Source organism: Enterobacter cloacae (assembly GCF_013375935.1).
Lineage (GTDB): Bacteria > Pseudomonadota > Gammaproteobacteria > Enterobacterales > Enterobacteriaceae > Enterobacter > Enterobacter pasteurii.
This window is the reverse complement of the sequence record NZ_CP056117.1, coordinates 548,675-570,505: the sequence shown is the minus strand read 5'-3', so window position 1 is coordinate 570,505 and position 21,831 is coordinate 548,675. Positions and strand designations below refer to the sequence as shown.

Here is a 21,831-nt window from a genome sequence, read left to right as displayed (position 1 = left end):
ATCCTCCCCTCAACCTGACCCTCTCCTCCAGGGGAGAGGGGAAATATTTATTACGAGAACCATCAATGAGTGAAATGATTTACGGCATCCACGCGGTGCAGGCCCTGCTGGAGCGCGCACCAGAGCGTTTTCAGGAAGTATTTATTCTGAAAGGGCGTGAAGATAAGCGTCTGATGCCGCTGATCCACGCGCTGGAAGCGCAGGGCGTGGTGATCCAGCTGGCGAACCGCCAGTATCTGGATGAGAAAAGCGAAGGCGCGGTGCACCAGGGCATCATCGCGCGCGTGAAGCCGGGTCGTCAGTATCAGGAAAACGATCTGCCGGATCTGATCGCCGGGCTGGAGAACCCGTTCTTCCTGATCCTCGATGGCGTAACCGATCCCCATAACCTTGGCGCGTGCCTGCGTAGCGCGGATGCGGCAGGGGTGCATGCGGTGATTGTGCCGAAAGATCGCTCCGCACAGCTGAACGCGACCGCTAAAAAAGTAGCCTGCGGCGCGGCGGAAAACGTGCCGCTGATCCGCGTCACCAACCTGGCGCGCACCATGCGTCTGTTGCAGGAAGAGAACATCTGGATCGTCGGCACCGCCGGTGAAGCGGATCACACCCTGTATCAGAGCAAAATGACCGGCCGTCTGGCGCTGGTGATGGGTGCTGAAGGCGAAGGTATGCGCCGTCTGACGCGCGAGCACTGCGACGAGCTAATCAGCATCCCGATGGCGGGCAGCGTGTCGTCACTGAACGTTTCCGTTGCGACGGGCATCTGCCTGTTTGAAGCGGTGCGCCAGCGCGGAGCATAAACAGCCATTCTCCCTCTCCCTGTGGGAGAGGGCCGGAGTGAGGGCACCAGACGGTGATAACCTCACTCCTCCAGCGACCGCAAATGGTCATCCTTCCTCAACGTCATCAGCGCAAAAATGCTCACCACCGCCGTCGCCATTACGTAATACGCCGGAATATCCAGATTCCCCGTCTCTTTAATCAGCCCGGTAATGATTAGCCCCGCACAGCCCGAGAAGATCGCGTTCGACAGGGAATAGGCCAGCCCCAGCCCGGTATAGCGCACGCGCGTCGGGAACATTTCAGACAGCATTGCCGGCCCCGGGCCTGCCAGCATTCCCACCAGACCTCCCGCAATCAACACCACAATCGCTTTGACCGCCAGCGTGCTGGACTCCGCCTGCAGTATTTTCAGCAGCGGCAGGGCGAGGATCAGCAGCAGCACCGTGGCGATAACCATTACCGTACGCCGCCCGATTTTGTCGCTGAGCATTCCCGACGGAATGATGGTGAGCGCAAAGCCAACATTAGAAATCACCGCAATCAGCAGCGCCTGGTTAAACCCGGTGTGCAGCGCCGATTGCAGATAGGTCGGCATAATCACCAGATAGGTATACCCCGCCGCAGACCAGACCATAACGCGACCAATGCCCATCAGGATGGTTTTGAAGGTGGCGGCGGTGCTGGCCCGTGCAATAACCGGTTTTTCCTGCTGCTGCACGAAGCTTGGCGTCTCTTCCATGCTCACCCGCAGCCATAGCGCGACCGCACCCATCGGCAGCGCCAGGAAGAACGGGATCCGCCAGCCCCAGTCGTGCAGGGCTTCGGGTGTTAGGAGGGCGGAGAGCAATGCGACAATGCCTGCGCCCGCTAACAGTCCGAGCGCTACGGTGAAGGATTGCCAGGCGCCGTAAAGGCCGCGCTTGCCGCGCGGAGCGAATTCCGTCATCAACGAAACCGCACCGCCATACTCACCGCCCGCGAACAGACCTTGCAGAATACGCAGCAGCGTAACGATCAGCGGCGCGGCAATCCCGATGCTGGCGTAGACCGGCACAATACCGATGGCGGCGGTGGCGAGCGTCATCAGCACCAGCACGATAATCAGCGTCGGTTTACGGCCGATCCGGTCGCCAGTGCGGCCAAACACCACCGCCCCCAGCGGGCGGAAGAAGAAGGCGATGGCGAACGAGGCCCAGGTGAGGATCAGGCTCGTCAGTCCCGCTTCCCCTTCAAGCTGGAAGAAATTTTTCGCAATAACGGTTGCCAGAAAACCGTACACCGCAAATTCATACCACTCGATGAAGTTACCAATGGAGCCTGCAATTAATGCACGCTTGTGCGCATCCTGTTGCATAACGATCCTCACAACGACGGGTTAAGAATAAATTATTCAACATAAGCGGAGTAATGAAATAGTTTATTCTTATGTTCTGTGAGCTAATTCACGAATGATATCAGTGCGATCGCCATCGTGTGACCCCCCTCCCATGCAGCGTTCAGGCGCCCTGTCCATACTTACGCTAATTGCCAATGAAAGGAGGGAGACAGCATGCACTGGCAGACGCATACCGTTTTTAATCAACCCGCGCCGCTTTCGAACAGTAACCTTTTTCTCTCTGACTGCGCCCTGCGCGATGCGGTTGCGCGCGAAGGGGCTGAATGGGATATGGAGCTTCTTGCCAGCATCGGACAGCAGCTGGGCACGGCGGAGTCGCTGGAGCTGGGCAGGCTGGCGAACGTTAACCCGCCTGAACTGCTGCGTTATGACGCTACGGGAGAGCGGCTGGATGACGTTCGCTTTCATCCGGCATGGCATCTTCTGATGCAGGGGCTTTGCGCTAACCGGGTCCACAACCTGGCGTGGGAGGAAGCGGCGCGAAAAGGATCTTTCGTCGCCAGGGCCGCGCGTTTCGTGCTTCATGCTCAGGTGGAGGCCGGGACGTTATGCCCGGTGACCATGACCTTTGCCGCCACGCCGCTGTTGCAGCAGTCGCTGCCCGCGCCCTTTCATGACTGGCTAACGCCGCTGATGAGCGATCGCTACGATCCCCATCTTGCGCCGGGCACCCAAAAGCGCGGCCTGCTGATAGGTATGGGGATGACGGAAAAGCAGGGCGGATCGGACGTGCTCAGCAATACTACCAAAGCAGAAAAATGCAGCGATGGCAGTTACCGGCTGGTGGGCCACAAATGGTTTTTCTCCGTGCCGCAGAGCGATGCGCACCTGGTGCTGGCGCAGGCGAAAGGCGGTTTATCCTGCTTTTTTGTCCCGCGCTTCCTGCCTGACGGCCAGCGTAATGCCGTTCGCCTGGAGCGTCTGAAGGATAAGCTCGGCAACCGCTCGAACGCCAGCAGTGAGGCGGAGTTCCTTGATGCTTCCGGCTGGCTGCTGGGCGAAGAGGGCGAAGGCGTCCGGCAAATCCTGAAGATGGGCGGGCTGACGCGCTTTGACTGCGCGCTGGGCAGCCACGGACTGATGCGCCGGGCGCTCTCGGTGGCGCTTTATCATGCCCATCAGCGCCAGACCTTCGGTAAAAACCTTGTCGATCAGCCGCTGATGCGCGAGGTGCTAGGCCGTATGGCGCTGGTGCTGGAGGGACACACGGCGCTGCTGTTCCGCCTGGCCCGCGCGTGGGACAAACGTGAAAACGCGCAGGAAGCCGCATGGGCGCGGCTTTTCACTCCGGCGGCTAAATACAGCGTCTGCAAAGCGGGTATCCCCTTTGTGGCGGAAGCGATGGAGGTGCTGGGCGGCGCAGGCTATTGCGAAGAGAGCGAACTGCCGCGGCTGTACCGTGAAATGCCGGTTAACAGCATCTGGGAAGGTTCAGGCAATATTATGTGCCTGGACGTCCTGCGCGTGCTGGCGAAGCAGCCAGGCATTCTCGAGCTGCTCACCGACGATTTTGCGCAGGTGAAAGGCCAGGACAGACACTTCGATCGCAGCTGGCGGCAGCTGCAGCAGAAGCTGCGTAAACCGCAGGAGGCGCAGGGCAGGGAGATCGTCCAGCAGCTCTTTTTACTTGGCGCAGGAAGTCAGATGCTGCGGCACGCATCGCCGCCCGTGGCGCAGGCGTGGTGCCGCATGATGCTGGATGCCCGGGGCGGTACGCTGTTGAGCGAGCAGGTGCAAAATGACCTGCTGCTGCGCGCAACGGGCAGAGTCGGTTAACCCTTCAGCTGGAACAGGCTTACCAGCCTTGTGAGGTGGGAGCCCTTCTCGCGCAGCGTTTGCGCCGTCTGCTCGCTGCGTGAGATGCGATCGGCGTTAATGTGCGATGCCTCCCCGATGTGCGTCATCGCCAGATTCACCTGACCAATCCCCGCAGACTGTTCGCGGGACGCGTGGTTGATCTCGGTAACGAGCTGGCTGATGTTATCGATATGGACAATGATCGAGTCCATCGCCAGGCGCGTCTGTTCAGACAGCGCATGGCCTTCGCTAACCTTGTTCAGCGTGTCGCCAATCAGCTGCTCAATCTCCTTCACCGCATTGGCGCTGCGCGCCGCCAGGGCACGCACCTCCTGCGCCACCACGGCAAAGCCCTTGCCGTGTTCGCCTGCCCGCGCCGCTTCAACCGCCGCATTGAGTGCCAGAATATTGGTCTGGAAAGCGATGGACTCAATTACGCGGGTGATGTCTTCGATACGTTTCGATGCGTCGCGAATATCATCCATGGTGGATACGGCATGCGTTACCGTCTGTCCACCGTGGTGTACCGCCCGCGAAGTTTCTCCCACCAGCTGCTGCGTTTGCTCCATGTTGGCGGCGTTTTGCTGCACGGTCGCGGCTAATTGCTCCATGCTGGCAGACGTTTCCTCAACGCTGCTGGCCTGCTTGTTGATTTGCTCAGAAATCTCGCCAGTGTCTGAGGCCAGCGCGTTAGTTCCCTGATGGATCTCGCCTGCGGCCTCGCGGACCTGCAGCACAATTTTTTGCAGGCCATCCCCGATGCCGTTAATGGCGTCAACCAGCTGGCCGACCTCATCCTGACGCGTTACCGGCAGGCTGGCGCGAAGATCGCCTGCGGCATACTGGCGGGCAAGATCGATTACCCCGCGCAGCGGGCGGGTCAGCATCCGGCGAATGATGAGAACGAACAGGCCCGCGAAGAGTGCAGACAGCGCCACGCCCGCCAGCAGGAAGCGATCGCGCAGGGTCGTCACGCTTGAAAGCAGCACGGCTTTATCCACTTCACCCACGATGGTCCAGTTCCAGCCCGGCAGCGGCGTATAGGCGACTTTTAGCGTACGGCCATCCGCGCTCACGCGTTCCAGCGTGCCGGGTTTATCACCCAGAAGCTGCTGCTGTGTGGCGGCGTCCCAGTTCGGCAGCTTACCCTCTTCGGTGGCGTGGAACAGGTACTGTCCGCGCGTTTTGCCATTGCTGCGGTCCAGTACAAAGAAGCGACCGCTCTCGCCCAGACGACGGTTCAGGATTTTCTCGCGCATGACGTTCCACGAATGGGTGATGTCCACGCCGACAAAGATAATCCCGATTACCTGGCCTTGCGGATCCTTAACGGGCTGGTACTGCGTGATGTAGCGCTTACCAAACAGCAGCGCCAGCCCACGATAGACTTCCCCTTTGGTTACCGCCGCGAACGCCGGGCCGGTGGCGTCGAGTACGGTTCCGATCGCGCGCTCCCCATTCTCTTTGCGCAGCGACGTGGCCACGCGGATAAAGTCATTACCGCTGCGGACAAACAGCGTCGAAATTGCCCCCGTACGGCTCAGGAAGTCATCAGAAAGCGTATTGTTCTCGTGTAGTTCCGTTTCCCCACCTTTGAGCAGGGGAACGGTAAGCCCGTTGATGGTCCGGCTCTGGCTGCTGTCGCTATTCAGCGGCTGCGGCAAAAAGGTGGTGAACAGGCGAGTATAGCTTTCGACCTCTTCGCTCAGGCTGGTGTTGAACATCTGCACCATGTCCACCATGCCGGTAGACTGATTGTGCAGGTCTTCAACCGCTAAATCTTCGAGCTGCTGGCTGGCTTTGTGGCTGAGAAGAAAGGTGAACAGCAAAAAAAGCGTGGCGACACCCGCGCCTGTCAGCAGCGATAGCTTCGTGCCCAGGCCCGCCCGGTGGAAGAAAGTGATCATAAATTGCTCATCATTGAAAAGGTATGGCTGTTCAACGGCAGAGCGAAGCGAACGTTTATCACTTTAATGTAACAAGGTGTTACATGGTTGTTTTTATTTGGTTTCAGAGAGGATAAAAAATTTGCAAATACGAAAAGCCACTAAAATTAAGTGGCTTTTATCGGGAGGAAGTTATGCATAAAGAATGGCCTGGACCCGCCAGTGGTTAATATGGCGGTCTTCCTGCATCTGGACGATGCGATACCAGGAGGCGCCCTGTTCGTCCGCCTTCAGGGCCACGACACGTTCAACGTCCTGCGGGCTCCCCGTAATATTCGTCACGGAGATCTGACCAATTTCGTTCAGGCCAGTGACACAATCAGCGCTGGCAAATTCGGCTGACTGCGCCGTGGTGCTCAGCAGGCCTGCTGAAAGTAATAACGTCGTTAAGGCAAGGGTTCGTTTCATCGTCAGCTCCTTTTCACGTGTCTCCGGTATCCGCCGGGCAATCCTTCGCGAATAAACTCATTTCCATTGTTGCTGGCATGGAGTTTATTGTGGACAGGAAAATGTCTACGGACGCAAAGCAGTGTAAAAGTCGTTTAAATGATGATGCTTACCTGCGGTACAAAATCCCCTGTGCGTACCACTGTCCCGTAATAATGGTTTCATCAATCATCGTGATGACGTAATAATCTGCTTTTGCGGCGACGGCCTGTGCTTCAATTGCGTCTTCTGCATCATCCGGGGAACCGCGAACCATCGCGGAGACGGAACCCAGACGTTGTAATCCTTCCGTCTGGTTACGACGAATTTCCTGAGGACGATCGGTAACCGGTGGAGCCGGTTCTGGCGTACCCTGCAGTACGGAACATCCGCTAAGCAGTGAGACCAGCAATAAAGCGGTAAGCCTGCGCATAAACCTGTCTCTTTTCCTGATAGCCATAGTGTAGTTGTCTGCGAATTTAGTTTTGGGGGAATGTTCCCGAAGTGTTATCTGGGGCGTAGATTTCGAATGAAAATATCGCGAAACCGTAATCCAGCTCTCAACATTATGAATCATTCATCAGTTCAGGATCGACAATGATTGAAATTGAAACCCGGCGCCTTGTTGACCATGAAATCATTCATGCATTTCCGACAGGTAAAGCTGAACAACCGTTGCCGACGGTGGTTTTTTATCACGGCTTTCTCTCCTCTAAGCTGGTCTACAGCTATTTTGCCGTAGCGCTGGCGCAGGCCGGTTTTCGTGTAGTCATGCCTGATGCGCCAAATCATGGCGCCCGCTTTACGGGTGATGAACAGGCGCGGCAGGGGCTGTTCTGGCAAACGCTGCACGGCAGCTTGACCGAGTTCGCCGGGCTGCGCGACGCGCTCCTGTCGGGCGGGCTGGTGGAGGGGCAACGGCTGGGGGTAGCGGGCGCATCGATGGGCGGAATGACGGCGCTGGGGATCATGGCCCGACATCCTGGAGTGAAGTCCGTGGCGTGCCTGATGGGGTCGGGTTATTTTTCGTCACTGGCTAAGACGCTGTTTCCGCCGCAGGCGCCTCAGGAGATTGAGGCTTTGCTATCCGAGTGGGACGTCAGCCATGCGCTCCCGCAGCTGGCCGATCGCCCGCTGCTGCTGTGGCATGGCGATGCTGACGACGTGGTCCCGCCCGGCGAGACGTTCCGTCTGCAGCAGGCGCTACAGCGCGAAGGGCTGGATGGCAATCTGACCTGCCTGTGGGGAGCCGGCGTCCGGCACCGCATTACGCCCGCGGCGCTGGATGCGACCGTCGCATTTTTCCGCCAGCATCTTTAGACGCGAAGCACCTTAACGCCCTGATCCTCAAGCTTGCTGAGGATATCAGGGTTGGCGTTTTTGCCGGTGATCACCATGCTGATTTGCTCGGCGCGGCTGAAAAGCATCCCGGCGCGCTCACCGACCTTGCTGCTGTCCACCAGCACCACCAGCTTGCCCACCACGTTAAGCATATTTTGTTCCGCCATGGCGGTGAGCATATCCGTCTTATAGAGACCTTCTGCGGTCAGCCCCTTGCCGCTGGTAAACATCCAGTGCCCGGCGTAGAGGCTGTTTTCACTGTCCTGCGGGCTGAGGGTAATGGACTGGCTCTTGTTGTACTGGCCGCCCATGATCACCACGCTTTCATGTTCCTGGTCAATGAGATAGTTGGCCAGCGGCAGATAGTTGGTAATGATTTGCACCGGCTTGCCGCACATCTCCCGACCCAGCAGAAATGCCGTTGAGCCACAGTTGATCACGACGCTTTCACCGGGGTTCACCAGCTGTGACGCTGCCCGGGCAATCCGCACCTTTTCATCGTGATTCTGCGCCTGGTGGATGTTCATCGGCGTCCAGCGTGGACGCTGCTGGCTAATGGCCTCTGCGCCGTTGCGGACTTTTTTCAGCTTGCCGCTCTCATCCAGCTTGTTGATGTCCCGCCGCGCGGTGGCGGGGGAGATCCCTAAACGTTCGATCACTTTCTCGACGGTGATAAACCCGGTTTGCGCCAGGAGTTCCAGTAAAATTTGATGCCGTTGCGCTTCCGTCATGAGCTATTCCGATAAGAATTGATTTGAAAAGATGATATTTGAAATAGCGTGAAATTACTAAAAGAAATACGACATCGCCAGACACAGGGTCTGGCGATTTGGCTTCACAATCAGAGGAAGGACTTGAACGGCAGATCTGGCTCAATAGTAAAGCAATCATCGAAGCCACGCGGGTAGTGGTACTCAAGATTATCTTTGTCCAGCGGCCAGGTGAACTTGCCGCCAACCTGCCAGATAAACGGCTTGAAGCCATACTTGAGACGATCTTTTTTCATCTCCCACAGAACGCGGATCTCTTGCGGGTCGGCCTGGAAATTCGACCAGATATCGTGGTGGAACGGGATCACCACTTTGGTATTCAGCGCCTCCGCCATGCGCAGCATATCCGCGCTGGTCATTTTGTCGGTAATACCGCGCGGGTTTTCACCGTAAGAGCCGAGCGCCACGTCAATCTGATGCTCGTTACCGTGCTTCGCGTAATAGTTGGAGTAGTGGGAGTCACCGCTGTGATACAGGGAACCGCCGGGGGTTTTGAACAGGTAGTTCACCGCACGCTCGTCCATGCCGTCTGGCAGTACGCCGGCGGCTTTCTGGTTGGCGGGCAGGGTAATCAGCGCAGTGCGGTCGAAGGCATCCAGCGCATGAATTTCAACGTCTTTGATTTTGACCACGTCGCCAGGTTTCATCACGATGCAGCGCTCTTTTGGCACTCCCCAGCCAATCCATAAATCCACGCACGTCTGCGGCCCGATAAACGGCACGTCGTCAGCGCAGTTTTGCATTACCGCTGCCGCCACGTTCACATCAATGTGATCGTTATGATCGTGGGTAGAAAGAACGGCATCGATCTGGCGAATGGCAAAAGGATCAAGAACAAACGGCGTGGTACGCAGGTTCGGCTGAAGTTTTTCCACGCCGGCCATGCGCTGCATCTGGTGGCCTTTTTTCATCAGCGGATTGCCGTGGCTCTGTTTACCGGTGCCGCACCAGAAATCGACGCAAATATTGGCGCCGCCTTCAGATTTCAGCCAGATACCGGTGCAGCCCAGCCACCACATTGCAAACGTGCCGGGAGCAACCTGTTCCTGCTCAATCTCTTCGTTCAGCCAGCTACCCCACTCCGGAAAGGTGCTCAGAATCCATGACTCACGGGTGATGGTTTTCACTTTACTCATCGGTTTAGCTCCTGCTTTTAATCAAAAATAATCATGTTGTGACGTGTTGTGATTAATGTTGGCACTGTTTGAATCGGTTTGCAATGACTATCTTGCGGAAAATTCCCCTCGCCGCATCACGGTAAATACCGTTTAGCATTGTTAAGATAACCTCTAATTATCATTAATATGCTGAATTTTAAGAATTAATTAATGTTCTTTAATCGGTAGTGAAAATCATTACTGATACCAGGGAAATAAATTGCGTGATACGTCACAAATAATCAAATGCAATCTTGTGGTGATTATTTGTGATTAATAGAGTGAAGGCACCAACCACGCAGGGATTGCCCCGCGTGTTCTCATTTTCTGGAGAGAGTTATGGAGATCCTCTACAACGTCTTTACCGTTTTCTTTAATCAGGTAATGACCAACGCCCCGCTGTTGCTGGGTATCGTGACGTGCCTGGGGTACATCCTGCTGCGCAAAAGCGTCAGCGTGATTATCAAAGGCACCATCAAAACCATCATTGGTTTTATGCTGCTGCAGGCGGGGTCTGGCATTCTGACCAGCACCTTTAAGCCGGTGGTTGCCAAAATGTCGGAGGTGTACGGCATTAACGGCGCCATCTCTGATACCTACGCGTCCATGATGGCCACTATCGATCGCATGGGGGATGCGTACAGCTGGGTTGGATATGCGGTACTGCTGGCGCTGGCGCTGAACATTATTTATGTGCTCCTGCGGCGCATCACCGGTATTCGCACCATCATGCTCACCGGGCACATCATGTTCCAGCAGGCGGGGCTGATTGCGGTTTCGCTCTATATCTTTGGCTACCCAATGTGGACCACGGTTATCTGCACCGCTGTGCTGGTCTCACTTTACTGGGGCATTACCTCCAACATGATGTACAAGCCAACGCAGGAGGTCACTGACGGCTGCGGCTTCTCCATCGGTCACCAGCAGCAGTTCGCTTCATGGATAGCTTACAAAGTTGCGCCGTATCTGGGCAAAAAAGAGGAGAGCGTTGAAGACCTCAAGCTGCCGGGCTGGCTGAACATCTTCCACGACAACATCGTCTCAACGGCGATTGTAATGACTATCTTCTTCGGGGCCATTCTCCTCTCCTTCGGCATTGACGTGGTGCAGGCGATGGCGGGTAAAACCCACTGGACGGTCTATATCCTGCAAACCGGTTTCTCCTTTGCCGTGGCTATTTTCATCATCACTCAGGGCGTGCGTATGTTCGTCGCCGAGCTGTCTGAAGCGTTCAACGGTATCTCTCAGCGCCTGATCCCTGGCGCGGTGCTGGCGATTGACTGTGCGGCTATCTATAGCTTTGCGCCAAACGCCGTCGTGTGGGGGTTCATGTGGGGCACCATTGGCCAGCTGATTGCAGTTGGCATCCTGGTGGGCTGCGGCTCCTCCATCCTGATTATTCCTGGCTTTATCCCGATGTTCTTCTCCAACGCCACTATCGGCGTGTTTGCTAACCACTTCGGCGGCTGGCGCGCGGCGCTCAAGATCTGCCTGGTCATGGGCATGGTTGAAATCTTTGGTTGCGTGTGGGCGGTCAAGCTCACCGGTATGAGCGCCTGGATGGGCATGGCGGACTGGTCAATTCTGGCACCGCCAATGATGCAGGGCTTTGCCTCCGTCGGGCTGGCCTTTATGACCGTCATCATCCTGATTGCACTGACTTATATGTTCTTCGCTGGCCGTTCGCTGCGGGCTGAAGAAGATGCGGAAAAACAAACAGCAGAAGTTTCTGCTCACTAAGGAGTTTCGATTATGACCGTACGTATCCTGGCTGTGTGTGGCAATGGGCAAGGAAGCTCCATGATCATGAAAATGAAAGTGGACCAGTTTTTAACCCAGTCAAACATTGACCACACGGTGAACAGCTGCGCAGTGGGTGAATACAAAAGTGAACTGAACGGCGCGGACATCATTATCGCTTCAACTCACATTGCCGGTGAGATCAGCGTGTCGGGCAACAAATATGTGGTAGGCGTGCGCAACATGCTGTCGCCTGCGGATTTCGGGCCAAAACTGCTGGAAGTGATCAAAGAACACTTCCCACAAGACGTGAAGTGAGGGCGACACATGAAGCTACGTGATTCGCTGGCAGAGAATAACTCCATTCTTCTACAGGCCGAAGCCAGCACCTGGCAGGAAGCGGTGAAGCTGAGCGTGGATCTGCTGGTCAAGGCGGACGTTGTCGAGCCGCGTTATTACCAGGCCATTCTGGATGGCGTGGCGCAGCACGGCCCGTACTTTGTGATTGCCCCGGGCCTCGCAATGCCGCATGGCCGTCCGGAAGAGGGAGTCAAGAAAACCGGCTTTGCGCTGGTGACGCTGAAAACCCCGCTGGTGTTCAACCACGAAGATAACGACCCGGTCGACATCCTGATCACCATGGCGGCCGTAGATGCCAATACCCACCAGGAGGTGGGCATCATGCAGATTGTTAACCTGTTTGATGATGAAGCTAATTTTGACCGTTTACGCGCCTGCCGTACCGCGCAGGACGTGCTGGATTTAATTGATAACGCCACTGCGGCGGCAGTTTAAGAGGGAATTGAAAATGTCATTACCAATGTTGCAGGTCGCGCTGGATAACCAGACTCTGTCTCACGCCTACGAAACCACCCGCCTGATTGCGGAAGAGGTAGATATTATCGAAGTGGGTACCATTCTGTGCGTGGGCGAGGGCGTTCGCGCGGTTCGCGACCTGAAAGCGCTCTATCCGCACAAAATCGTGCTGGCGGATGCCAAAATCGCCGATGCGGGCAAAATTCTCTCACGCATGTGTTTTGAAGCCAACGCCGACTGGGTCACCGTCATCTGCTGCGCGGATATCAACACGGCCAAAGGCGCGCTGGACGTGGCAAAAGAGTTCAACGGCGACGTGCAGATTGAACTGACCGGTTTCTGGACCTGGGAGCAGGCGCAGGAGTGGCGCGAGGCGGGCATCCAGCAGGTGGTTTATCACCGCAGCCGTGATGCGCAGGCCGCCGGCGTGGCGTGGGGCGAAGCCGATATCAGCGCGATCAAACGCCTGGCCGATATGGGCTTCAAGGTGACCGTAACCGGTGGCCTGGCGCTGGAAGATCTGCCGCTGTTCAAGGGTATTCCAATTCACGTCTTTATTGCCGGTCGTAGCATTCGCGACGCGGCGTCTCCGGTGGAAGCGGCGCGCCAGTTCAAACGCTCAATCGCTCAGCTTTGGGGCTAAGGAGCGGGTATGTTGTCAAAACAGGTCCCGCTTGGCATCTATGAAAAGGCACTCCCGGCGGGGGAGTGCTGGCTGGAGCGGCTACAGCTGGCGAAGCGGCTGGGCTTTGATTTTGTCGAAATGTCCATGGATGAGACGGACGAGCGCCTTTCGCGCCTGGACTGGAGCCGCGAACAGCGTCTGGCGCTGGTGAGCGCCATTGCCGAGACCGGCGTGCGCGTGCCGTCCATGTGCCTGAGCGCTCATCGCCGCTTTCCTCTCGGCAGCGAAGATGATGCCGTGCGCGCGCAGGGGCTGGAGATCATGCGGAAAGCTATCCGCTTTGCGCAGGATGTCGGCATCCGCGTGATCCAGCTGGCGGGTTACGATGTTTACTATCAGGAGGCCAACGACGAAACGCGGCGTCGTTTTCGTGACGGCCTGAAAGAGAGCGTCGACATGGCAAGCCGCGCGCAGGTGACGCTGGCAATGGAGATCATGGACTACCCGTTGATGAACTCCATCAGCAAGGCGCTGGGCTACGCGCACTATCTGAATAACCCGTGGTTCCAGCTCTATCCGGATATCGGCAACCTGTCGGCATGGGATAACGACGTGCAGATGGAGCTACAGGCGGGCATCGGGCATATCGTGGCGGTGCACGTCAAGGACACCCGTCCCGGCGTGTTTAAAAATGTGCCGTTCGGCACCGGGGTAGTGGATTTCGAACGTTGCTTTGAGACGCTCAAACAGACAGGTTATTGCGGGCCTTACCTGATTGAGATGTGGAGCGAAACCTCGGACGATCCGGCGGCGGAAGTGGCGAAAGCCCGGGACTGGGTGCGCGAGCGCATGGCGCGGGCAGGCTTACTGGAGGCGGAACATGCGTAAGCTGAAGCAGCAGGTCTTTGAGGCTAATCTGGATCTTCCGCGCTATGGCCTGGTGACGTTTACCTGGGGCAACGTGAGCGCCATCGATCGCGAGCAGGGGCTGGTGGTGATTAAGCCGAGCGGCGTGGCATATGACGCCATGAAAGCAGACGATATGGTGGTGGTCGACCTCGAAGGAAACGTGATTGAGGGCAAGTGGCGTCCTTCTTCGGATACGGCTACCCATCTGGCGCTCTACCAGCGTTATCCGTCGCTGGGCGGTGTCGTGCACACGCATTCTACGCACGCCACTGCCTGGGCGCAGGCTGGCCTGGCCATCCCGGCGCTGGGCACGACGCACGCGGACTACTTCTTCGGAGACATTCCGTGCACGCGAGCACTAACGCAGGCTGAGGTGGAAGGCGAGTACGAGCTCAACACCGGCAGGGTGATTATCGAAACGCTGGGGGAGACGGAACCGCTGCATACGCCGGGTATTGTGGTGTACCAGCACGGTCCGTTCTCCTGGGGTAAGGATGCGCACGACGCCGTGCATAACGCGGTGGTGATGGAAGAGGTGGCAAGAATGGCGTGGATTGCCCGCGGCATTGACCCACAGCTTCAGGGCATTGATGATTATTTGATGAACAAGCATTTCACGCGTAAGCACGGCCCGAATGCCTATTACGGGCAGAAGTAAATATGCGCTCTGGGATACCGAAACAGCTGTAACCGGTGGTATTCCGGAGCCATTCATAAAAAAGCCCCCGTGCAGGGGGCTGGCTGGTTGTTGCTCTGTCTCGTTGGCTTTCCTGGTGCTGGCGATAAAGCGTTATTGGTAAATATCTGCACTGGCGTGCATATTGCCGTTGCTGCCGGGCTCACGCGTCAGCATGACGTGATAGTATTTTGCGCCCCGGGCGTCGGTTTCTTCATTAAGCGCCCGATCTGCTTCACTTTCGGTGGCGAAGTTATGATTGATGTAAATTACGCCTAAGCTCTGCACATCATCCATGTTTCTGGCCTGCTGGCTGTCTATCCTGATGGCTGCCATCGCGTTTGCACTGAGCAAAAGCGCAGCCATAATGGCGATTGCGATGTTTTTCATGATTTGCGCTCCACGACTGCATGCTGCGGTAATACGGTTGCTGCTCTCCTTCCCGGTTTATATGGTCTTTGCTTAAAGTGTAATCGCTTCTCTGTCAGCGATGAGTGACCATTTCTGATGGTGTTGTTCAAAAAAACAGCACTTCAGATATGAGCGATTTTAAATCACCCACTTAGACCCGCTTCGCGCTTTGTGCGAATTATTTGTGCAATCAGCTTGAGTTTCCGGGGGGCGCAAGTATTATGACGCGTCAATTTTTCAGCCGACCTTTAACACGTTCCTTGCCTCCCCGGGCCTCGGCTGACCCAGACAGGAGGCTGAATAATCCGTAAGGAGCAATTCGATGCGTCATTACGAAATCGTTTTTATGGTCCACCCTGACCAGAGCGAACAGGTTCCGGGCATGATCGAGCGTTACTCTGCTGCCATCACTGGTGCAGAAGGCACGATCCACCGTCTGGAAGACTGGGGCCGCCGTCAGCTGGCTTACCCGATCAACAAACTGCACAAAGCTCACTACGTTCTGATGAACGTTGAAGCTCCGCAGGAAGTGATCGATGAGCTGGAAACTACCTTCCGCTTCAACGATGCCGTTATCCGCAGCATGGTTATGCGTACTAAGCACGCAGTTACCGAAGCATCTCCGATGGTTAAAGCGAAAGACGAGCGTCGTGAACGTCGCGATGATTTCGCAAACGAAACCGCAGATGATTCTGATGCTGGGGATTCTGAAGAGTAATTTCTGATGACCAACCGTCTGGTGTTGTCCGGTACCGTGTGCAGGACCCCCCTTCGAAAGGTCAGTCCATCAGGAATTCCGCATTGCCAGTTCGTGCTTGAGCATCGTTCTGTGCAAGAGGAAGCCGGGTTTCACCGGCAGGCGTGGTGCCAAATGCCCGTAATTATTAGCGGACACGAAAACCAGGCCATTACTCACAGTTTAACGGTCGGTAGCGCAGTAATCGTTCAGGGGTTCATTTCTTGCCACAAGGCAAAGAACGGTCTGAGCAAAATGGTTCTGCATGCCGAGCAGATTGATTTGATAGATTCTGGAGACTAGCCATATGGCACGTTATTTCCGTCGTCGCAAGTTCTGCCGTTTCACCGCGGAAGGCGTTCAAGAGATCGACTATAAAGATATCGCAACGCTGAAAAACTACATCACCGAAAGCGGTAAGATTGTCCCAAGCCGTATCACCGGTACTCGTGCAAAATATCAGCGTCAGCTGGCTCGCGCTATCAAACGCGCTCGCTACCTGTCTCTGCTGCCGTACACTGATCGTCATCAGTAATCGGGCACGGTCCATTAATACGACTTTAAGAGGATAAGGTAATGCAAGTTATTCTGCTTGATAAAGTAGCAAACCTGGGCAGCCTGGGTGATCAGGTAAACGTTAAAGCGGGTTACGCTCGTAACTTCCTGGTACCACAGGGTAAAGCTGTTCCAGCTACTAAGAAAAACGTAGAGTTTTTCGAAGCACGTCGTGCTGAACTGGAAGCCAAACTGGCTGACGTTCTGGCGGCTGCTAACGCTCGCGCTGAAGCAATCAACGCACTGGGCACCGTTACTATCGCGTCTAAAGCTGGCGACGAAGGTAAACTGTTCGGTTCCATCGGTACCCGCGATATCGCTGATGCAGTAACTGCAGCAGGCGTTAAAGTGGCTAAGAGCGAAGTTCGCATGCCGAACGGCGTTCTGCGTACCACTGGTGAGCACGAAGTTGACTTCCAGGTTCACAGCGAAGTGTTCGCTAAACTGGTTGTTAACGTTGTAGCTGAGTAATTTTTTACTCTGCTCACGTCGAAGCGCCGGCCCTGTGCCGGCGTTTTGCTTTTTAGCGTGACCCTGCATCATCTTTTGCTCTTGTAAGGTCGCTATTCCTGACGCATTCTCTGATAATAAATTGAAACGCAATTTTATTTATGAGATTAGTCATGGACACCGCTCTACCCACGCCCGTCTTTGCCCGTCGAAATGTGGCCTATGCCTGCGCCACGCTCTGCTGTCTGCTTTGGGGTAGCTCGTACCCGGCCATAAAAAGTGGCTACGAACTCTTTCAGATCGCGACCGATGATATCCCGTCCAAGGTGGTGTTTGCCGGATACCGTTTTCTGTTTGCCGGTGCGCTACTGCTGCTGTTTGCCCTGGCCCAGCGAAAACCGATTGGCAGGCTCACCCCCACGCAGTTTGGCCAGCTAACGATCCTCGGGCTGACTCAGACCACCATTCAGTACACCTTCTTTTATATTGGCCTGGCCTACACGACGGGCGTGAATGGCTCCATCATGAACGCCACCGGCACCTTCTTCAGCGTGCTGCTGGCGCACTTTATCTATCACAACGACAAGCTCAGCTATAACAAAACGCTGGGCTGCATTCTCGGGTTTGCCGGGGTGATGCTGGTAAACTTCCACAGCGGGTTGAGTGATTTCCAGTTTGTCTGGCAAGGTGACGGTTTCGTGGTGCTGGCGGCCTTTATTCTCTCTGCCGCCACGCTTTACGGAAAACGGATCTCCCAGACCGTTGACCCGACGGTGATGACCGGCTGGCAGCTGGGGATAGGCGGGGCGGCACTGGTTGCGGGTGGCTATGCTACGGGCGGGACGCTGGAAGTGCACAGCATGAAGGCCGCCGCCGTGCTGGGCTATCTGACGCTGCTTTCATCGGTGGCGTTCGCCCTGTGGAGCGCGCTGCTGAAGGTGAACCGCGTAAGCATGATTGCCCCGTTCAACTTTGTCATCCCCGTGGCAGGGACGGTGCTCTCCGCTATTTTTCTCGGCGAAAACATTCTGGACATCAAATACGCGATTGCGCTGGTGCTGGTCTGTTCGGGGATATGGTGGGTAAATAAGCGGAGCGCCTGAGAATTATTGCCGGGTAACGGCGTTGCCTTACCCGGCCTGCAAACTACCGTGCTCTGATAAAGCTGCCGTCCGGCTGGCGGGTAAACAGCACCTGCTGGCCGTTCCCGGTATCAATCGTCAGCCCGGTCACCACGCCGCTGGCATTCTGGCGGATCTGCACCATCTGACCATTTTGCAGGTTGCTGAGCGGCTTGCCTGCCCCTTCGACTTGCGCCATGGCATACACGTCCGTCGCGGGCAGATTGTGGTCGCGGAATAGTTGGGCAAGGGTTTTCCCCGACTCGACGCGATACGAGCGCCACTGCTGCTCGATGCCGGTAGGCTGTTGAGCCTGCGGTTCAGAAGGGGCGGCGGCCTGCTCCTGATCGTCCTGAACGGGCTCAGGCTCAACTGGCGCAACCTGGCCCGGATCGTTAGATGGCGTAACCAGCTGCGTCTGCATCGGCTGTGAATCGAGCTGCGGCCGGCTTTGCGACTGAATATCCAGCTCGGCATTCCGGCTAACCGGCGCGGTATCACCGCTGTCACCGCCGGAAGGAAGCAGGAAGCCGATGACGATCAGCAGCGCGCCAATGATAATGCCCCTGCGGTGCAAAGGCGGCAGCGGGTCCATGATGCGAAAGTTATCCGGCGCATGCCAGATTTTCGCCAGGGTAGGTTTCAGTTCAAATCGCCCGGGCATGGCTCTCCTCCTGCTCCGCGTCTTTTTATCCTGTCCTGAGAAGTGTAGTTTGCTAACTGCCTGATGGGCGTAACAAAGCCAGCTTTCGTGACATATATTCGGGAAAATCCTGACGGCTACTATTGTTTCCGTTTCGCCGCAGTTTGTCACCTTTACTTAAGACAAAGTTTTACCCATAAGGGCATGGCTGATATGCTGCCCGCTACTTTAAATGTGATGGAAGGAAAACCCATGACCACCCCGACTTTTGACACTATCGAAGCGCAGGCAAGCTACGGCATCGGCTTGCAGGTAGGACAGCAGCTGAGCGAATCCGGCCTGGAAGGTCTGTTACCGGAAGCGCTGGTGGCGGGTATCGCTGATGCGCTGGAAGGCAAGCAGCCTGCCGTGCCGGTAGACGTTGTGCACCGTGCGCTGCGTGAAATCCACGAACGTGCTGACGCCGTACGTCGCGCGCGTTTCGAAGAGATGGCGGCAGAAGGCGTGAAATATCTGGAAGAGAACCGCGAGCGTGAAGGCGTGAACAGCACCGAGTCTGGCCTGCAGTTCCGCGTGATCAACCAGGGTGACGGCGCAATCCCGGCTCGTACCGACCACGTTCGCGTCCACTACACCGGTAAGCTGATTGACGGTACCGTGTTCGACAGCTCCGTAGCGCGCGGCGAACCGGCTGAGTTCCCGGTTAACGGCGTTATCGCTGGCTGGATCGAAGCATTAACCCTGATGCCAGTAGGCTCCAAATGGGAACTGACTATCCCTCATAACCTGGCTTACGGCGAGCGCGGCGCTGGCGCGTCCATTCCGCCGTTCAGCACCCTGGTGTTTGAAGTCGAGCTGCTGGAAATCCTGTAATCGGCTTTTCTTATTTTCCTCTCTCAGCACGGGGAGAGGAAAATAGCGATAAAACCTATAGTTACGACGGAATCAACATTTTATGTTGCAAACGAAACTGTTGCGTGTATTTTTGTGAGCTGTTTCGCGCTGTATGAGTGATATGACACTCACTTTCAACATATTATTAACATAATATTCAATTCATAGTATTCATCCCGCCGATTCTTACCTACTATCGATAAGCCCTTACAAAGGGACCGTCATTTATTTGGCGTATTTAAAGGCCAACAGAGCCTTAACAACACAGACAGGCATAAACAGGAAAATATAACATGGTAGATCAGGTCAAAGTCGCCGCCGCAGAAGAGGCGACATCTGAACAGTCGCTACGGCGTAATCTCACAAACCGTCACATTCAGCTTATTGCCATTGGGGGCGCCATCGGCACCGGGCTGTTTATGGGCTCGGGCAAAACCATCAGTCTTGCCGGGCCGTCGATCATCTTCGTTTATATGATCATCGGCTTTATGCTCTTTTTCGTGATGCGCGCAATGGGCGAACTGCTGCTCTCGAATCTCGAATACAAATCCTTCAGCGATTTCGCGTCGGATCTGCTCGGCCCGTGGGCGGGCTATTTTACCGGCTGGACCTACTGGTTCTGCTGGGTCGTTACCGGTATGGCGGACGTCGTTGCCATTACGGCTTACGCACAGTTCTGGTTCCCCGGCCTGTCGGACTGGGTAGCCTCGCTGGCGGTGATAATTCTGCTGCTGAGCCTCAACCTCGCCACCGTTAAAATGTTCGGTGAGATGGAGTTCTGGTTCGCGATGATCAAAATCGTCGCCATCATCGCGCTGATTGTCGTCGGGCTGGTGATGGTGCTGACGCACTTCCAGTCGCCAACCGGCGTTCAGGCGTCGTTTGCCCATCTGTGGAATGACGGCGGCTGGTTCCCGAAAGGCATTAGCGGCTTCTTTGCCGGGTTCCAGATTGCGGTATTCGCGTTTGTAGGCATTGAGCTGGTCGGTACCACGGCGGCGGAAACCAAAGATCCGGAGAAATCCCTGCCGCGCGCGATCAACTCCATTCCGCTGCGTATCATCATGTTCTACGTGTTCGCGCTGATTATCATCATGTCCGTGACGCCGTGGAGTTCGGTAGTGCCAACGAAGAGCCCGTTCGTCGAGCTGTTCGTGCTGGTCGGCCTGCCGGCGGCGGCGAGCCTGATTAACTTTGTGGTGCTAACCTCCGCGGCTTCATCGGCGAACAGCGGCGTGTTCTCCACCAGCCGCATGCTGTTCGGCCTGGCGCAGGAAGGCGTTGCCCCGAGCGCGTTTGCCAAACTCTCTAAACGCGCGGTACCGGCGAAGGGGCTGACCTTCTCCTGCATTTGCCTGCTGGGCGGCGTGGTGATGCTCTACGTCAACCCGAGCGTGATTGGCGCATTCACCATGATTACCACTGTCTCTGCGATCCTGTTCATGTTCGTCTGGACCATCATCCTGTGCTCGTACCTGGTGTACCGCAAACAGCGTCCACACCTGCATGAGAAGTCGATCTACAAGATGCCGCTGGGCAAGCTGATGTGCTGGGTATGCATGGCGTTCTTCGTCTTCGTGCTGGTGCTGCTGACGCTGGAAGAAGATACCCGTCAGGCGCTGATCGTCACCCCGCTGTGGTTTATCGCGCTGGGGCTGGGCTGGCTGTTTATCGGTAAGAAACGTATGGCGGGCGTAAGGTAAAAGCAAAACGGCAACGTCGGTTGCCGTTTTTAGTTTTTGCTCCCTCTCCCCGTGGGAGGGGGCATCAGGCCGCAGCGGCCTTTTTTATTCCCCGGCCAGTGCACGCGGGAACAGAACGTTATTCTCAAGACTGATGTGTTCCATCAGATCGTCGATCGTCTCGTTAATGCCGTTGTACAGGGCTTTCCAGGTGGTGCACGCTTCTGGCGGCGGGGTGACGTTGTTGGTGGTGTGTTTGATCACTTCCAGCAGCTCGCCGGCGTCATCATGCTCGCTTTCCATCACGCTTATAGGCCCCATCGCCTGGCTACCCATTCCCTGTTTAATCATCGGGAAGAGGATCTGCTCTTCTTTCATCATGTGGCTGGAAAGTTCTTCGTGCAGCATGGTCAGGTATTTTGCCAGACCGCGCGGTACGGAGGGTTTGTCGGCGTGAACGCGCTCGACTTTGGTCGCCTGCAAAATTAGCTCCGGCAGCTGTTCGCGGTGACGATCGTGGTAACGCACGATGATATGGTCGATGATTTCAGCAAGCGGCGCGGTGCGCCAGTCTTTATCGACAGGCTGTTCGGCCAGCAGCGCCAGCTCCGCTTCGATAGCCTCCACGTCCAGCTCTTTACGCGACGCTGCACGCGCCAGCGTTTGCTTACCGCCGCAGCAGTAATCCATGTCGTATTTGCGGAACAGCGCAGAAGCGCGAGGGATGGAGAGCGCCAGCTCGCCCAGGGGTTGATCGCGGAAGGCCATAGTCGTTACCTCATCATCAGTAATATAAGATGCATTTTAAATACATCTTTAAGCCGATACTATAACCCTTTAGTGGCAAGGGTAAAAATGAGAGGGCGCTCACAAAAAAAAAGAGCGCTTTTAAGCTGCTGATTGAATGCAGAAAAGGGCTTTAGAAAGTTTTTAAAGGTGGAGAAACAGTAAACAACC

At 56.0% G+C, this 21,831-nt stretch carries 25 protein-coding genes; 16 read left to right on the top strand and 9 right to left on the bottom strand.

The features are described 5' to 3' along the window. Positions 1-65: 65 nt before the first annotated feature. Positions 66-800 (top strand): 23S rRNA (guanosine(2251)-2'-O)-methyltransferase RlmB, encoded by a 735-nt coding sequence (gene rlmB, locus HWQ14_RS02630; RefSeq protein ID WP_148421866.1) that lies wholly within the window; start codon positions 66-68, stop codon positions 798-800. Positions 801-862: 62 nt separating this feature from the next. Here the strand turns inward: rlmB and HWQ14_RS02625 are convergent, their stop codons facing one another. Next, entirely contained in the window at positions 863-2,137 is a 1,275-nt protein-coding gene (locus HWQ14_RS02625) for an MFS transporter (RefSeq protein ID WP_148421868.1), read from the bottom strand. A 195-nt stretch (positions 2,138-2,332) separates the two neighbouring features. On the opposite strand from HWQ14_RS02625, the gene HWQ14_RS02620 reads away from it, so the two are divergent. Next, positions 2,333-3,955 carry an isovaleryl-CoA dehydrogenase gene (locus HWQ14_RS02620; protein ID WP_176608898.1) on the top strand — a complete coding sequence of 541 codons (1,623 nt, stop codon included), beginning with the start codon at positions 2,333-2,335 and terminating at the stop codon, positions 3,953-3,955. Here the strand turns inward: HWQ14_RS02620 and HWQ14_RS02615 are convergent. The 3 genes from HWQ14_RS02615 to bsmA form a co-directional block, all read right to left on the bottom strand. After that, positions 3,952-5,883: a methyl-accepting chemotaxis protein gene (locus HWQ14_RS02615; protein WP_176608897.1), complete on the bottom strand. Its 1,932-nt coding sequence runs from the start codon at positions 5,881-5,883 to the stop codon at positions 3,952-3,954. The genes HWQ14_RS02620 and HWQ14_RS02615 overlap by 4 nt on opposite strands. Before the next feature lie 171 nt (positions 5,884-6,054). Further along, entirely contained in the window at positions 6,055-6,330 is a 276-nt protein-coding gene (gene yjfN / locus HWQ14_RS02610) for a DUF1471 family protease activator YjfN (protein ID WP_148421873.1), read from the bottom strand. A 148-nt stretch (positions 6,331-6,478) separates the two neighbouring features. Continuing rightward, positions 6,479-6,808: a biofilm peroxide resistance protein BsmA gene (gene bsmA, locus HWQ14_RS02605; protein ID WP_148421875.1), complete on the bottom strand. Its 330-nt coding sequence runs from the start codon at positions 6,806-6,808 to the stop codon at positions 6,479-6,481. 137 nt (positions 6,809-6,945) lie between these two features. Here bsmA and yjfP point away from each other — a divergent pair, with 137 nt between their 5' ends. Continuing rightward, positions 6,946-7,668 (top strand): esterase, encoded by a 723-nt coding sequence (yjfP, locus tag HWQ14_RS02600; protein ID WP_176608896.1) that lies wholly within the window; start codon positions 6,946-6,948, stop codon positions 7,666-7,668. On the opposite strand, the gene ulaR is transcribed toward yjfP, so the two are convergent. Both ulaR and ulaG read right to left on the bottom strand, forming a co-directional pair. Beyond that, on the bottom strand, positions 7,665-8,420 hold the full coding sequence (gene ulaR, locus HWQ14_RS02595) for an HTH-type transcriptional regulator UlaR (RefSeq protein ID WP_148421879.1): 756 nt from the start codon (positions 8,418-8,420) through the stop codon (positions 7,665-7,667). The two genes, yjfP and ulaR, sit on opposite strands and share 4 nt — an antisense overlap. A gap of 110 nt (positions 8,421-8,530) precedes the next feature. Beyond that, positions 8,531-9,595 (bottom strand): L-ascorbate 6-phosphate lactonase, encoded by a 1,065-nt coding sequence (gene ulaG / locus HWQ14_RS02590; protein ID WP_176608895.1) that lies wholly within the window; start codon positions 9,593-9,595, stop codon positions 8,531-8,533. Positions 9,596-9,955: 360 nt separating this feature from the next. On the opposite strand from ulaG, the gene ulaA reads away from it, so the two are divergent. Genes ulaA through HWQ14_RS02560 form a run of 6 tightly spaced genes read left to right on the top strand, consistent with a single transcriptional unit; the run spans position 9,956 to position 14,364 of the window. Continuing rightward, positions 9,956-11,356, top strand: coding sequence for a PTS ascorbate transporter subunit IIC (gene ulaA, locus HWQ14_RS02585; protein WP_148421881.1), 1,401 nt, complete (start codon positions 9,956-9,958; stop codon positions 11,354-11,356). A gap of 12 nt (positions 11,357-11,368) precedes the next feature. Continuing rightward, positions 11,369-11,674 (top strand): PTS ascorbate transporter subunit IIB, encoded by a 306-nt coding sequence (gene ulaB / locus HWQ14_RS02580; protein ID WP_003856022.1) that lies wholly within the window; start codon positions 11,369-11,371, stop codon positions 11,672-11,674. 9 nt (positions 11,675-11,683) lie between these two features. Continuing rightward, on the top strand, positions 11,684-12,151 hold the full coding sequence (ulaC, locus tag HWQ14_RS02575) for a PTS ascorbate transporter subunit IIA (protein ID WP_003856024.1): 468 nt from the start codon (positions 11,684-11,686) through the stop codon (positions 12,149-12,151). A 13-nt stretch (positions 12,152-12,164) separates the two neighbouring features. Continuing rightward, positions 12,165-12,815 carry a 3-keto-L-gulonate-6-phosphate decarboxylase UlaD gene (ulaD, locus tag HWQ14_RS02570; protein ID WP_028015985.1) on the top strand — a complete coding sequence of 217 codons (651 nt, stop codon included), beginning with the start codon at positions 12,165-12,167 and terminating at the stop codon, positions 12,813-12,815. A gap of 9 nt (positions 12,816-12,824) precedes the next feature. Then, positions 12,825-13,685 (top strand): L-ribulose-5-phosphate 3-epimerase, encoded by an 861-nt coding sequence (locus HWQ14_RS02565; protein WP_176608894.1) that lies wholly within the window; start codon positions 12,825-12,827, stop codon positions 13,683-13,685. Next, positions 13,678-14,364, top strand: coding sequence for an L-ribulose-5-phosphate 4-epimerase (locus tag HWQ14_RS02560; RefSeq protein ID WP_176608893.1), 687 nt, complete (start codon positions 13,678-13,680; stop codon positions 14,362-14,364). Before HWQ14_RS02565 ends, HWQ14_RS02560 begins: the two co-directional genes overlap by 8 nt. A 132-nt stretch (positions 14,365-14,496) precedes the next feature. Here HWQ14_RS02560 and yjfY read toward each other — a convergent pair whose 3' ends face one another. Then, on the bottom strand, positions 14,497-14,772 hold the full coding sequence (yjfY, locus tag HWQ14_RS02555) for a DUF1471 family protein YjfY (protein WP_148421885.1): 276 nt from the start codon (positions 14,770-14,772) through the stop codon (positions 14,497-14,499). A 343-nt stretch (positions 14,773-15,115) separates the two neighbouring features. Here yjfY and rpsF point away from each other — a divergent pair, with 343 nt between their 5' ends. From rpsF to HWQ14_RS02530, 5 genes are all read left to right on the top strand, one after another. Then, a complete protein-coding gene (rpsF, locus tag HWQ14_RS02550) occupies positions 15,116-15,511 on the top strand; it encodes a 30S ribosomal protein S6 (protein ID WP_003856034.1) in 396 nt (131 codons plus the stop codon). 6 nt (positions 15,512-15,517) lie between these two features. Beyond that, positions 15,518-15,832 carry a primosomal replication protein N gene (gene priB / locus HWQ14_RS02545; RefSeq protein WP_003856035.1) on the top strand — a complete coding sequence of 105 codons (315 nt, stop codon included), beginning with the start codon at positions 15,518-15,520 and terminating at the stop codon, positions 15,830-15,832. Positions 15,833-15,836: 4 nt separating this feature from the next. Continuing rightward, positions 15,837-16,064, top strand: a complete 228-nt coding sequence (rpsR, locus tag HWQ14_RS02540) for a 30S ribosomal protein S18 (protein ID WP_000135199.1) — start codon at positions 15,837-15,839, stop codon at positions 16,062-16,064. A 41-nt stretch (positions 16,065-16,105) separates the two neighbouring features. Beyond that, positions 16,106-16,555: a 50S ribosomal protein L9 gene (gene rplI / locus HWQ14_RS02535; RefSeq protein WP_006810372.1), complete on the top strand. Its 450-nt coding sequence runs from the start codon at positions 16,106-16,108 to the stop codon at positions 16,553-16,555. A 152-nt stretch (positions 16,556-16,707) separates the two neighbouring features. Next, positions 16,708-17,637 (top strand): DMT family transporter, encoded by a 930-nt coding sequence (locus HWQ14_RS02530; RefSeq protein WP_176608892.1) that lies wholly within the window; start codon positions 16,708-16,710, stop codon positions 17,635-17,637. Between the two features lie 43 nt (positions 17,638-17,680). Here the strand turns inward: HWQ14_RS02530 and HWQ14_RS02525 are convergent, their stop codons facing one another. Next, the gene (locus tag HWQ14_RS02525; RefSeq protein WP_176608891.1) at positions 17,681-18,319 is read right to left on the bottom strand and encodes an OapA family protein; all 639 of its coding nucleotides are present in this window, start codon (positions 18,317-18,319) and stop codon (positions 17,681-17,683) included. 231 nt (positions 18,320-18,550) lie between these two features. Here HWQ14_RS02525 and fklB point away from each other — a divergent pair, with 231 nt between their 5' ends. Then, positions 18,551-19,171 carry an FKBP-type peptidyl-prolyl cis-trans isomerase gene (gene fklB, locus HWQ14_RS02520; protein ID WP_008502892.1) on the top strand — a complete coding sequence of 207 codons (621 nt, stop codon included), beginning with the start codon at positions 18,551-18,553 and terminating at the stop codon, positions 19,169-19,171. A 314-nt stretch (positions 19,172-19,485) separates the two neighbouring features. Continuing rightward, the gene (gene cycA / locus HWQ14_RS02515) at positions 19,486-20,895 is read left to right on the top strand and encodes a D-serine/D-alanine/glycine transporter (protein WP_176608890.1); all 1,410 of its coding nucleotides are present in this window, start codon (positions 19,486-19,488) and stop codon (positions 20,893-20,895) included. An 84-nt stretch (positions 20,896-20,979) separates the two neighbouring features. On the opposite strand, the gene ytfE is transcribed toward cycA, so the two are convergent. Further along, positions 20,980-21,642 carry an iron-sulfur cluster repair protein YtfE gene (ytfE, locus tag HWQ14_RS02510; protein WP_176608889.1) on the bottom strand — a complete coding sequence of 221 codons (663 nt, stop codon included), beginning with the start codon at positions 21,640-21,642 and terminating at the stop codon, positions 20,980-20,982. Positions 21,643-21,831 lie beyond the last annotated feature (189 nt).

Excerpts from the sequence above, each read along its gene's own strand:
- ulaA (WP_148421881.1), top strand. The coding sequence starts at position 9,956 with ATGGAGATCCTCTACAACGTCTTTACCGTTTTCTTTAATCAGGTAATG.
- HWQ14_RS02625 (WP_148421868.1), bottom strand. The coding sequence starts at position 2,137 with ATGCAACAGGATGCGCACAAGCGTGCATTAATTGCAGGCTCCATTGGT.
- HWQ14_RS02530 (WP_176608892.1), top strand. The coding sequence starts at position 16,708 with ATGGACACCGCTCTACCCACGCCCGTCTTTGCCCGTCGAAATGTGGCC.
- priB (WP_003856035.1), top strand. The coding sequence starts at position 15,518 with ATGACCAACCGTCTGGTGTTGTCCGGTACCGTGTGCAGGACCCCCCTT.
- ytfE (WP_176608889.1), bottom strand. The coding sequence starts at position 21,642 with ATGGCCTTCCGCGATCAACCCCTGGGCGAGCTGGCGCTCTCCATCCCT.
- rlmB (WP_148421866.1), top strand. The coding sequence starts at position 66 with ATGAGTGAAATGATTTACGGCATCCACGCGGTGCAGGCCCTGCTGGAG.
- HWQ14_RS02620 (WP_176608898.1), top strand. The coding sequence starts at position 2,333 with ATGCACTGGCAGACGCATACCGTTTTTAATCAACCCGCGCCGCTTTCG.
- rplI (WP_006810372.1), top strand. The coding sequence starts at position 16,106 with ATGCAAGTTATTCTGCTTGATAAAGTAGCAAACCTGGGCAGCCTGGGT.
- HWQ14_RS02565 (WP_176608894.1), top strand. The coding sequence starts at position 12,825 with ATGTTGTCAAAACAGGTCCCGCTTGGCATCTATGAAAAGGCACTCCCG.
- yjfP (WP_176608896.1), top strand. The coding sequence starts at position 6,946 with ATGATTGAAATTGAAACCCGGCGCCTTGTTGACCATGAAATCATTCAT.
- ulaD (WP_028015985.1), top strand. The coding sequence starts at position 12,165 with ATGTCATTACCAATGTTGCAGGTCGCGCTGGATAACCAGACTCTGTCT.
- cycA (WP_176608890.1), top strand. The coding sequence starts at position 19,486 with ATGGTAGATCAGGTCAAAGTCGCCGCCGCAGAAGAGGCGACATCTGAA.
- yjfY (WP_148421885.1), bottom strand. The coding sequence starts at position 14,772 with ATGAAAAACATCGCAATCGCCATTATGGCTGCGCTTTTGCTCAGTGCA.
- yjfN (WP_148421873.1), bottom strand. The coding sequence starts at position 6,330 with ATGAAACGAACCCTTGCCTTAACGACGTTATTACTTTCAGCAGGCCTG.
- HWQ14_RS02615 (WP_176608897.1), bottom strand. The coding sequence starts at position 5,883 with ATGATCACTTTCTTCCACCGGGCGGGCCTGGGCACGAAGCTATCGCTG.
- rpsR (WP_000135199.1), top strand. The coding sequence starts at position 15,837 with ATGGCACGTTATTTCCGTCGTCGCAAGTTCTGCCGTTTCACCGCGGAA.
- rpsF (WP_003856034.1), top strand. The coding sequence starts at position 15,116 with ATGCGTCATTACGAAATCGTTTTTATGGTCCACCCTGACCAGAGCGAA.
- fklB (WP_008502892.1), top strand. The coding sequence starts at position 18,551 with ATGACCACCCCGACTTTTGACACTATCGAAGCGCAGGCAAGCTACGGC.
- HWQ14_RS02525 (WP_176608891.1), bottom strand. The coding sequence starts at position 18,319 with ATGCCCGGGCGATTTGAACTGAAACCTACCCTGGCGAAAATCTGGCAT.
- ulaR (WP_148421879.1), bottom strand. The coding sequence starts at position 8,420 with ATGACGGAAGCGCAACGGCATCAAATTTTACTGGAACTCCTGGCGCAA.
- ulaC (WP_003856024.1), top strand. The coding sequence starts at position 11,684 with ATGAAGCTACGTGATTCGCTGGCAGAGAATAACTCCATTCTTCTACAG.
- ulaG (WP_176608895.1), bottom strand. The coding sequence starts at position 9,595 with ATGAGTAAAGTGAAAACCATCACCCGTGAGTCATGGATTCTGAGCACC.
- HWQ14_RS02560 (WP_176608893.1), top strand. The coding sequence starts at position 13,678 with ATGCGTAAGCTGAAGCAGCAGGTCTTTGAGGCTAATCTGGATCTTCCG.
- ulaB (WP_003856022.1), top strand. The coding sequence starts at position 11,369 with ATGACCGTACGTATCCTGGCTGTGTGTGGCAATGGGCAAGGAAGCTCC.
- bsmA (WP_148421875.1), bottom strand. The coding sequence starts at position 6,808 with ATGGCTATCAGGAAAAGAGACAGGTTTATGCGCAGGCTTACCGCTTTA.